Origin of the sequence: Ventosimonas gracilis, from assembly GCF_001580025.1 — a bacterium.
GTDB lineage: Bacteria > Pseudomonadota > Gammaproteobacteria > Pseudomonadales > Pseudomonadaceae > Ventosimonas > Ventosimonas gracilis.
This window is the reverse complement of sequence record NZ_LSZO01000133.1, coordinates 1-10,434: the sequence shown is the minus strand read 5'-3', so window position 1 is coordinate 10,434 and position 10,434 is coordinate 1. Positions and strand designations below refer to the sequence as shown.

Here is a 10,434-nt window from a genome sequence, read left to right as displayed (position 1 = left end):
GGGCTACGCCCTACGCCGCCTGAAACCGCAAGGCAAAACCGGACAGTTCATTTGCTTTAAAACCGGACAAGTCTATTTGTTGACAACAGTGCGCATGTCATGCTGTTGGCGGGCACTTTGCCGCACTACCTGTCGGATGTGCGGCAAAGTGTGGCGCAGTAACCCTCTTTAATCCATCAATATCAACGAGCGGGCAGGCAACGATCTAAGGGGGGCGGCAGCAAGGTAGGCCCATTTCCAGTGTTGCAGAAGAGGTCTCTGATGCCGGGGATGCGTGGTAGTTTGAGGTTGTCTAAGTTAAACAACTCCTTCAAACGATAATTCGCCTTGGCATAACCCTGCATGGCAGAGGCTTCAAACCAGACTTTGGCTTTATTAAACATGTTTTTCATGCTGTATACCACGCCCATATTGTACTGCGCTGTGGCATTGCCTTGATTGGCGGAGAGTTGAAACCACTTAAGTGCGGTATCCAGATTGCGTTGAACACCCTGGCCGTTTAAAAACAAACTGCCTAAATCGTTTTGCGCATTGGCATCGCCTTGACCGGCTGCGCGCTCAAACCATTTTCTGGCTTCGGCGGCATCTTGCTTGACATGCAAGCCATTCAGATACATATAGCCGATATAGTATTGAGCCTTTGAATTACCATTGCGCGCCAACGGCAGCCATGTGTTGTAAGCGGCTTGGTAATTCTTGCTTTTAAAACTCTGTAGGCCATTTTTATAAGTGGGATCCTGGGCATCCCGTAAAAGATTAAAGGTTGCCCAGCTTGAATTGGGCGCAATAAACAAAAATGCGGCAAATAAAGCACTGAAATAAAACTTTGATTTGCTTATTCCCATGATATGTGTCCTTTATTGATTTTTTACAGGAAAATACTAAGCGAGGCCACAACAACTGACATTACTACAGACAAAACGAATGACTGCCAGCAAAACGCATGCAAAACGACAACACAATGTGACCAATGGCAAATGCTACCGCTCTTTTGGGGGCTGTCAAGGCAGTTTCGGCGTATCTCTTTGCGGGCGCTTGAAGCCAGTATTGGCAGCACATTGAGCCAAATTGTGGGCGTACCTAGCGGTGCGGTTGGGGCTACCCAATCGGGGTATGGCATTGGCCGCTGGCAGGGCGCACACTGCCATCAATCCAATAACAACAGTCAAGGAGTATCCGCGATGTTCAAACGCTTTAATGGCCTAAAGAAAGTAGGGCTAAGTGCCGGTTTGCTTTTGTTTGCCGCGCCACTATTGGCGGCTGAAGGCGATCTTAATCTGTATAACTGGGCTGATTATATAGGTGAAAATACCATTGCCAATTTTGAGAAGGAAACCGGCATTAAGGTTTCCTACAATACTTACGATTCTTATGAAACGGCTACGGCAAAGCTATTAACCGGGCGCAGCGGTTATGATTTGGTATTGCTTAATGCCTCGCTGGTGCCGCCTTTAATCACGGCGGGGGCATTTGCGCCGCTTGATAAATCCAAGTTGCCGAGTTGGGGTAATTTAGACCCGCTCATTCTTAAAGCGCTGGAAGACTATGACCCCGGCGTGACCTATTCTGCGCCTTACAGTTGGGGCAGTAACGGTATTACTTACAATGTGGATTTGATTTTGCAACGTATGCCGGATGCGCCAGTGGATTCGGCGGCCATGCTGTTTGACCCGACGGTCGTTTCGCGCTTCGCTGATTGTGGGGTTTCCATTATCGACTCGCCGACCGATGTATTGCCGATTGCCTTGGCTTATCTTGGACTTAATCCAAAAAGCGCGGCGGCAGATGACTTAAAAGCGGCGCAGCAGATGATGCAGAAAATCCGCCCCTATATCAGTCAATTTGAATCGACCAATTATTTAAATGCAATGGCCGGTGGCGACCGCTGCATGGCGCTGACTTGGTCAGGCGACTATGCCGTGATTCAAGAGCGTGCGGCAGAAAGCGGCTCGAAGTCGCGCTTTGCCTACATTGCACCGAAAGAAGGCACATTAATTTGGTTTGACAGCTTTTATATGCCTGCCGATGCGCCCAATGTGGAAAATGCCTACCGTTTTATTGAATATTTATTAAGACCCGAGGTCATTGCTGAATTTACCAACTTTACCCGCTACCCAAACGCCAATAAAGCGGCAACGCCCTTTGTCGATGAAGATATTCGCAGTGATACCGGTATTTATCCCGATGATGAAATCCGCGCCCGACTGCATACCCAAGCCATTCACCCGCCAGAGGCTATCCGCCGTATTACCCGTACTTGGAACAGCATTAAAACCAACCGTTGAGCAATCGTCATGAAATACGAAAAAAATACTCTATCCCAGGCATTATTTAATCAATACGATGATAAAAAGCTGGTCGCTGCCGATAAAGCGCATTATATGCACTGCTTTCATATCTTCGACGACCACCGCGAAAATGGCGCATTAAATATCGCTGCCGGTAATGGCGCTTATATTTATGACACGCACGGCAGGCGTTATTTGGATGCGGTCGGCGGCATGTGGTGCACCAATATTGGTTTGGGGCGCGAGGAAATGGCCGATGCCATCGCCGAACAAGTACGCCTGCTTGCTTATTCCAATCCGTTTTGCGATATGGCTAATGATAAGGCGATAGAGCTTTCGGCCAAACTCGCCGAACTGGCACCGGGCGATTTAAATCATGTGTTTTTAACCACCGGCGGTTCTACTGCGGTCGATACCGCTTACCGGTTGGTGCAGTTTTATCAGGGCTGTCGTGGTAAACCTGAGAAAAAACAGGTGATCAGCCGCAAAAATGCTTATCACGGTTCAACCTTTTTGACCATGTCCTTAGGCGGCAAAGCCGCTGACCGTTCGCCGGAGTTTGATTACCTGCAAGACGGCATTCATCACTTATCTTGCCCCAACCCTTACCGTGCGCCACAGGGTATGGATGAAGCGGCGTTTCTTGACTATTTGGTTAAAGAGTTTGAAGACAAAATCCTTGAAATTGGCGCAGATAAAGTCGCCGCGTTTTTTGCTGAACCGATTAGCGCATCGGGTGGCGTGATTATTCCACCTAAGGGTTATCACAAGCGTATGTGGGAGGTCTGCCAAAAGTATGACTTGCTTTATATTTCTGATGAAGTGGTGACTTCTTTTGGCCGCTTGGGGGCGTTTTTTGCGTCAAAAGAAGTGTTTGATGTGCAGCCGGATATTATTACTACCGCCAAGGGTTTAACTTCCGGTTATTTGCCGCTGGGCGCTTGTATTTTTTCTGAGCGTATTTGGGATGTCATTGCTGAGCCTGGCAAGGGGCGCTGTTTTGCCCACGGCTTTACTTACAGCGGGCATCCGGTTAGTGCGGTTTGTGCATTAAAAAATATTGAGATTTTACAGCGCGAGAATTTGCTGGAACATGCCAAACAAGTCGGTGGTTATTTGGAACAACAACTGGCTACATTGAAGGATTTACCCTTGGTGGGTGATGTGCGTTGTAAAAAACTGATGGCTTGCGTGGAATTTGTTAAGGACAAACAAAGCAAAGAATTATTCCCGGCAGAAATCAATATCGGCGAAAAAATCCACAGTAAAGCGCAAGAACGTGGTTTATTGGTGCGCCCGATTATTCATTTAAATGTGATGTCACCGCCGCTTACCATTACTTATCAGCAGGTTGATGAAATTGTTGAAACGTTGCGCGAGGTGATTGTGCAAACCGCCGCAGAGTTAAAACAAAGTGGTGATTTTGGCGGCTAGACAAAAAGCCCTCTGCGGCGGCTAAACTGCCGTCCATGGACTCGCTTATCCCTAAGGTTCGTGTAACCGCCGCTCTGCTCGCTTGGCATCAAGCGCTGGCGGATTGTCTTGCCAACCTGCAGACGGCGGATTTTTGCAAGGACTTGCTAAAGGCGTTGCAAGTTTTGCTCTCGGCCAAAAATGAGCTGTCGGCGCTGCTCGGGCTTGAGTGCAAAGGCGAGCCGCCGCGTCTGCTTTATCACTGCGGCATTGCTCAGGCGTATCAGGAAACCTTGCTGGAGCGCTATTACAAACGCGGTTATCTGCTCGATCCGTTTTGTCTGGCGGTCGATAACGGTCTTGCTGAGGGCTTTTATCCGCTAGCGAGCATTGCACCGGATGATTTTTTCCACAGCGAGTATTACCGCGTCTATTACCAGCGCACCGGCTCGATGGAAGATGCGCACTTTATTGTGGACTTGGCAGACGGGCGCAAGCTGTCGCTGTGCGTGTTTCAAGGGCAAAGCTGTGCGCGTTTCAGCAAGCGGGAACTTGCCCTGCTGCAAAGTGCTTGGCCGTTGCTGCGCGAACTGCTGCGCCAGTTTGATCAGCAGGGGGGCTTGCGGGCTTGTCTTGGTGCTCAGCAGGTCAATCTGCCGAACGCGAGCCATGATGCGCTGGAGGATAAAATCCGCGGCGCTTTTAATCATTTTCAGCACAGCCATTTAACTGAACGCGAGCAGCAAGTGGCGCATTTGCTGCTATGTGGGCATTCGGTCAAATCCAGCGCTAAACAGCTTGCCATCTCGCCGGAAACGGTACGCATGCACCGCAAGCATCTGTACAGCAAATTAAAAATCGGCTCGCAGGCGGAGTTGTTTGCGCTGTTTATCGCCTCAGCGGCTTAAAAAGCGGGATCTTCTCCCGCATGCGAGAGGGTTTTTATAAAAGCAGCACGATGGCATGCGCGGCAATGCCTTCTTCGCGGCCGCAAAAGCCCAGGCCTTCGGTGGTGGTGGCTTTGACGTTGACTTGGGCGGGGTCGATCTTAAGGTCGCTGGCAATGTTTTTGCGCATGCTTTCGATATGCGGCGCCATTTTGGGTTTTTGCGCAATGATAGTGGCATCGACATTGCCAAGGCTAAAGCCTTGTTGCTGCACTAATTCCCGTATGCGGCGCAGTAATAGGCGACTGTCTGCGCCTTTATAGGCGGGGTCGGTATCGGGGAAATGCTTGCCGATGTCGCCCAAAGCCGCTGCGCCCAGTAGTGCATCGGCCAGTGCGTGCAGCAGAACATCGCCATCGGAATGGGCGATCAAGCCAAAACAGTGGGCAATGCGCACGCCGCCCAAGGTGACAAAATCGCCCTGACCAAAGCGGTGAACGTCGTAACCGTGGCCGATGCGCATTATTGGCTCAATACGGCGGCGTGGTGGCGCAGGTGGTCTTCAATAAAGCTGGCAATAAAGTAGTAGCTGTGGTCGTAGCCTTCTTGCAGCCTTAAATTGAGTGGGAGACCGGCGGCTTCGGCGGCAGCCTTAAGCGCTTCGGGTTTAAGTTGTTCCGCCAGAAAGCTATCCGCCGCGCCTTGGTCAACCAGTATCGGCAGGCGCTCTTTGGCGGTCTTTAACAGCTCGCAAGCATCCCACTGCCGCCAGGTTTCACGATTGCTGCCCAGATACTTCGAAAAGGCTTTTTCACCCCAAGGGCAATTCGACGGATTGGCAATAGGCGCAAAGGCGGATAGCGACTGGTAGCGCCCGGGATTTTTCAGCGCACAAATCAGCGCTCCATGCCCGCCCATTGAATGCCCGCTAATGCCGCGTTTATCCGATACCGGAAAATTCGCTTCAATCAGTGCCGGTAGTTCTTTGGTGACATAGTCGTACATGCGGTAGTGCTGTGCCCAGGGCTGTTCGCTGGCGTTGAGATAAAAGCCTGCGCCTTTGCCAAAATCCCAAGCGCCGTTTTCATCGTCCGGCACCTTGTCACCACGCGGGCTGGTATCGGGTGCCACGATGATTAAGCCCAATTCTGCCGCCACGCGCAGCGCTGCGGCTTTTTGCATAAAGTTTTCATCGGTGCAGGTAAGGCCAGACAGCCAATAGAGCACCGGCAACTTTGCGCCGGTTTTTTCGGCTTGTGGCGGCAGATAAATCGCAAAAATCATTTCGCAGTCAAGGCTTTGGCTGTTGTGGCGAAAACGCTTATGAAAGCCGCCAAAACTTTTACTGGCTGATAGTTGTTCCATCATTAAACCCATCTTAAAAATGAATAACGGTGCGGATGCTTTTACCCAAGTGCATTAAATCAAAGGCTTCGTTGATTTCTTCCAGCGGCATATTGTGGGTAATAAAGGTATCCAGCGGGATTTCGCCGCTTTGCGCTTTGGCTACAAACCCCGGCAGTTCGGTGCGCCCCTTGACCCCGCCAAAGGCGCTACCGCGCCAGACGCGACCGGTGACCAGTTGGAACGGGCGAGTGCTGATTTCCGCGCCCGCCGGTGCTACGCCGATAATGCAGGATTCCCCCCAGCCTTTATGGCAGCACTCAAGCGCCGCGCGCATTAAATTCACGTTGCCGACGCATTCAAAGGAATAATCCACGCCGCCATCGGTCATCTCGATAATGACGTCTTGAATCGGGCGGTCGTATTCTTTGGGATTAACAAAGTCGGTTGCGCCTAATTGCCTCGCGGTCTCGAATTTATCCGGATTGATATCCACCGCGATAATCCGTGCGGCTTTGGCCATCTTGGCGCCGATAATCGCGGCAAGGCCAATGCCGCCTAAGCCAAAAATGGCAACGGTTGAACCGGCTTCGACTTTGGCGGTATTGAGTACCGCGCCAATGCCGGTGGTCACGCCACAGCCTAACAGGCAGACTTTTTCCAGCGCGGCAGAACGCGGGATAACGGCGACGGAAACTTCCGGCACAACGGTGTATTCGGAGAAAGTCGAGCAGCCCATATAGTGATAAATCGGCTGGCCTTGATAGGAAAAGCGCGTGGTGCCGTCCGGCATAAGTCCCCGCCCTTGGGTGGCGCGTACTGAGCTGCACAGGTTGGTTTTATTCGATTTGCAGAATTTGCACTCGCCGCATTCGGCGGTGTACAGCGGTATCACATGGTCGCCGACCTTGACTGTGGTTACATTTGGCCCTACCGCTTCGACTATCCCGCCGCCTTCATGCCCCAAAATGCACGGGAATACGCCTTCCGAATCCGCGCCAGACAGGGTGTAGGCATCGGTATGACAAACGCCGGTAGCGACAATACGTATCAGCACTTCGCCGGCTTTTGGCGGGGCGACATCCACTTCAACGATACGCAGCGGCTCGTTTGGCGCAAAGGCGACGGCGGCACGGGATTTAAGCATGGTGAGTTCTCCTTGTGTTCAGTCCCTCTCCCGGGAGGCGGCAAGGGTAAGAAAAAACCCCAAGCGACGCACCAGGAAAAAGGCCTGTTTACGACATAAAGAATGTCAGTTAACGTCTTTGCGCAGCGGTAGGCAAACCCGCGCTTCCAGGCCACCGCCCTCGCGGTTTTTGAGTTCAAAGCGTCCGCCGTGCTGCTGTGCTATCCGTTTGACTATGGCAAGGCCAAGGCCGCTGCCGCGCCCGCTGCGGGCTTGGTCGCCACGGGTAAACGGGTTGCAGATGTGGGGAAGCTCGTTTTCGGCAATGCCAAGGCCGCGATCGAGCACGCAGAGCACGGCGTAGCGGGTTTTCTCGCAGCGGGCAATATGCGAGGTGATTTCCACATGGCCGCTGGTGTGGTGCAGGGCGTTTTCCAGCAGATTGCCGAGCAGGCGCTTGATCGAAAGCCGCTTGATCGAAAGCGGCGGGATGTCCTGCAAATGCAGCCCTACGCGCGGATTGTGCTGATTAAAGGCGGCGGCGGTTTCGCGCACCAGTTCGTTTAAATCGCAGATTTCCATAGGTTCGGCGCGGCCATCGCGGATAAAGGCGAGGAACTGGTCAAGAATGCCGTCCATGTCCTCAATATCTCTGATCATGTCGGCGCTTAAATCGTCATCGACCGCCTGCAACTCCAAGGCCAGACGAAGGCGCGTCAAGGGCGTGCGCAAATCGTGGGAGACCCCAGCCAGCATCAGTTCGCGCTCGCGGGCGGCTTGCTCGACGTCTTCGGACATTTGGTTAAAGGCCAGGTAGAGTTCGGCCATATCGTTGGTGCGCGAGCCGTCCACTTCTAAACGTACGCGGCGGCCTTGTCCCAGCTCGCGCACGGCGACTATGACCCGCTTGAATGGAGCGCTCAGTTGGCGGACAAAAATCCACGAGGCGGCAGTGGAGGACAGCCCAATCAGCAAAAACCAGCCGAGCACGCTCCAAATCCGTTGGCCTCGCAGCGGGTGCGGGTAAAGCGGCACTTCGACCCAGCCCTCGCCCAGGCTCGGGGCGCGAACCCAGAGCATCGGCGGCTGGCGGATGCGCAGGCGGGTTTCGGTCTGCTCGCCGAGTTCCATCTGCATCTGCTTTTGAAACACTGCGCCGTAAGGCCAGTGCGATTCGCCGGCCGGTACTTCGCTATCGGGTAGCCAGCGCAGGCCGGTGCTGGCGGCGACCCGTTCGCGCTGCTCGCCATCGGTCGCCCAAAAGGCGCGTAAAGTCAATGCCGCGCCGTGGCTGTACTGGCGGTCGAGCAGCACATCTTCGTTAAACAGCAGATAAACCACCGTCAAGGCTTTGGAAAACAGCACCACGCCCAGCACCAGCCAGAGGGTGCGGACAAAAAAACTGCGCGGCAGTAAGGCGAGGAGTTTCACGATGCTGCTTTGCCGTCTGGTACGAAGACGTAGCCTACGCCCCAGATGGTTTGGATATAGCGCGGTTTGGCGGTATCCGGCTCAATCAGGCGGCGCAGGCGGGAAATCTGCACGTCGATGGAGCGCTCCATCGCATCCCACTCGCGGCCTCTTGCCAGATGCATCAGCTTGTCACGCGACAGCGGCTCGTGCGGGTGCTGCACCAGCACTTTCAGTACCGCGTATTCGCCGGTGGTGAGCATATGCACGCTATCGCCTTTGCGCAGCTCGCGCGTGGCGAGTGAGAAGCGGTAGTCGCCAAAGGTTACTTCCACCTCTTCACTGAGCGGCGCTCCCGGCACGTTGGGCGTTTGGCGGCGCAGCACGGCTTTAATGCGCGCGAGCAGTTCACGCGGATTAAACGGCTTGGCGAGATAATCATCCGCGCCCTGTTCAAGGCCGGTAATGCGGTCGAGTTCGTCGCCTTTGGCGGTGAGCATAATGATGGGAACCGAATTGCCTGTCTCGCGCAGACGGCGGCAGGCGGACAGGCCGTCCTCGCCTGGCAGCATTAAATCCAGCACCAACAAGGCGAATAACTCGCGCTCCAGCAGGCGGCTCATCTGTGGGATGTCCGCCACGGCTCGCACGCGGTAGCCCTGTTCGGTTAAAAAGCGCTCCAGCAGACGGCGCAGCCCAGGGTCGTCGTCCACAATCAGGATTTTTTCGCCTTCATCCGCCGTGTTCATGCGCTTTCCCCAACACTAAAAGTAGAGGCGGCAATTATCACGCAAGCTTGGCTTTAACCGAGCACTGCATTCGTTAGCGGATTTTACCTGGCCGTTATCGCGCGACATAATGCACGACTTTGGCTTTTGAAGGACTTTCCATGACCCAGGCGCTGCGCATTGTGCAAACCATTGCCGATGAGTTGACCTCGCAATTGGGCTCGCCGGTGCGGGTGACACAGGTGGAGGCCGCCGTAGCGCTGCTTGATGAAGGCGCGAGCGTGCCGTTTATCGCCCGCTACCGCAAAGAGCGCACCGGTAGCCTGGATGACAGCCAGCTTCGTCTGCTGGAAGAGCGGCTGCGTTATCTGCGCGAGATGGAGGAGCGCCGTGGCGTCATTCTTGCCAGTATTGAAGAGCAGGGCAAACTGACTGCGCCGCTCGCGGCAACAATCTTTGCTGCCAGCAGCAAAGCCGAACTGGAAGACCTTTATCTGCCCTACAAGCCCAATCGGCGCAGTAAAGGGCAAATCGCCATTGAAGCCGGGTTACTGCCGCTCGCCGATAAACTGTTAGAAAATCCTGCACTTAATCCAGAAGACGAAGCCATCGCCTTGATCGATACGGAAAAAGGCTTGGCCGATCTGAAGGCGGTCTTGGAAGGCGCGAAATATATTCTGATGGAGCGCTTTGCCGAAGACGCTTTGCTGCGCGGGCAAATTCGCCCATTTTTAAAGGAAAACGCGCAGCTTTCGGCGCGATTGGTGGAAGGAAAAGAGCAGCAAGGCGCGAAATTTCGCGATTATTTCGAGCACGACGAAGCACTGGCTAAAGTGCCTTCGCACCGCGCCTTGGCGATTTTTCGTGGCCGTAATGAAGGGGTGTTAAGCGTCACGCTGAAAACCGATGAACAAGGCAGCGCCCACCCGTGCGAGGCGATGATTGCGCAGCGTTTTGCCGTTAATACAGAAAATCACTGGCTGGCTGAAGTGGTGCGCTGGACTTGGAAAATCAAACTCTATCCGGCGCTTGAAAACGAGCTGTTAGGCGAGCTGCGCGAGGCGGCGGAAGAAGAAGCCATCCGCGTCTTCGCACGTAATCTGCACGACTTGCTGCTCGCCGCGCCCGCCGGAGCGAGGGTCACCTTGGGGCTGGATCCGGGGCTGCGTACCGGCTGCAAAGTGGCGGTGATTGATGCGACCGGCAAACTGCTCGATACCGCCACTATTTACCCGCAT

At 53.9% G+C, this 10,434-nt stretch carries 10 protein-coding genes; 4 read left to right on the top strand and 6 right to left on the bottom strand.

The genetic code is table 11. The features are described 5' to 3' along the window. Window positions 1-182: 182 nt before the first annotated feature. Complete coding sequence (locus tag AXE65_RS05865; RefSeq protein WP_068389407.1) at window positions 183-845, bottom strand: tetratricopeptide repeat protein; 663 nt, start codon at window positions 843-845, stop codon at window positions 183-185. A 336-nt stretch (window positions 846-1,181) separates the two neighbouring features. Between AXE65_RS05865 and AXE65_RS05860 the strand changes: the two genes are divergently transcribed. The 3 genes from AXE65_RS05860 to AXE65_RS05850 are packed head-to-tail and all read left to right on the top strand — an operon-like array spanning window position 1,182 to window position 4,609. Then, window positions 1,182-2,285: a polyamine ABC transporter substrate-binding protein gene (locus AXE65_RS05860; protein ID WP_068389403.1), complete on the top strand. Its 1,104-nt coding sequence runs from the start codon at window positions 1,182-1,184 to the stop codon at window positions 2,283-2,285. A gap of 9 nt (window positions 2,286-2,294) precedes the next feature. Next, window positions 2,295-3,722 (top strand): aminotransferase, encoded by a 1,428-nt coding sequence (locus AXE65_RS05855; protein WP_068389401.1) that lies wholly within the window; start codon window positions 2,295-2,297, stop codon window positions 3,720-3,722. 35 nt (window positions 3,723-3,757) lie between these two features. Further along, window positions 3,758-4,609 (top strand): helix-turn-helix domain-containing protein, encoded by an 852-nt coding sequence (locus tag AXE65_RS05850; protein ID WP_068389399.1) that lies wholly within the window; start codon window positions 3,758-3,760, stop codon window positions 4,607-4,609. A gap of 34 nt (window positions 4,610-4,643) precedes the next feature. On the opposite strand, the gene ispF is transcribed toward AXE65_RS05850, so the two are convergent. The 5 genes from ispF to ompR form a co-directional block, all read right to left on the bottom strand. Then, on the bottom strand, window positions 4,644-5,111 hold the full coding sequence (ispF, locus tag AXE65_RS05845) for a 2-C-methyl-D-erythritol 2,4-cyclodiphosphate synthase (protein ID WP_068389397.1): 468 nt from the start codon (window positions 5,109-5,111) through the stop codon (window positions 4,644-4,646). After that, window positions 5,111-5,953, bottom strand: a complete 843-nt coding sequence (gene fghA / locus AXE65_RS05840; RefSeq protein ID WP_162839431.1) for an S-formylglutathione hydrolase — start codon at window positions 5,951-5,953, stop codon at window positions 5,111-5,113. The genes ispF and fghA overlap by 1 nt, the downstream gene beginning before the upstream one ends. A 13-nt stretch (window positions 5,954-5,966) precedes the next feature. Further along, window positions 5,967-7,079, bottom strand: a complete 1,113-nt coding sequence (locus tag AXE65_RS05835; RefSeq protein WP_068389388.1) for an S-(hydroxymethyl)glutathione dehydrogenase/class III alcohol dehydrogenase — start codon at window positions 7,077-7,079, stop codon at window positions 5,967-5,969. 105 nt (window positions 7,080-7,184) lie between these two features. Beyond that, entirely contained in the window at window positions 7,185-8,489 is a 1,305-nt protein-coding gene (locus AXE65_RS05830; RefSeq protein WP_068389385.1) for an ATP-binding protein, read from the bottom strand. Further along, the gene (gene ompR / locus AXE65_RS05825; RefSeq protein WP_068389384.1) at window positions 8,486-9,217 is read right to left on the bottom strand and encodes an osmolarity response regulator transcription factor OmpR; all 732 of its coding nucleotides are present in this window, start codon (window positions 9,215-9,217) and stop codon (window positions 8,486-8,488) included. Before ompR ends, AXE65_RS05830 begins: the two co-directional genes overlap by 4 nt. A 140-nt stretch (window positions 9,218-9,357) precedes the next feature. Here ompR and AXE65_RS05820 point away from each other — a divergent pair. Continuing rightward, window positions 9,358-10,434: Tex-like N-terminal domain-containing protein (locus AXE65_RS05820; protein ID WP_439144672.1), on the top strand; the 1,077-nt coding region annotated here is incomplete at its 3' end.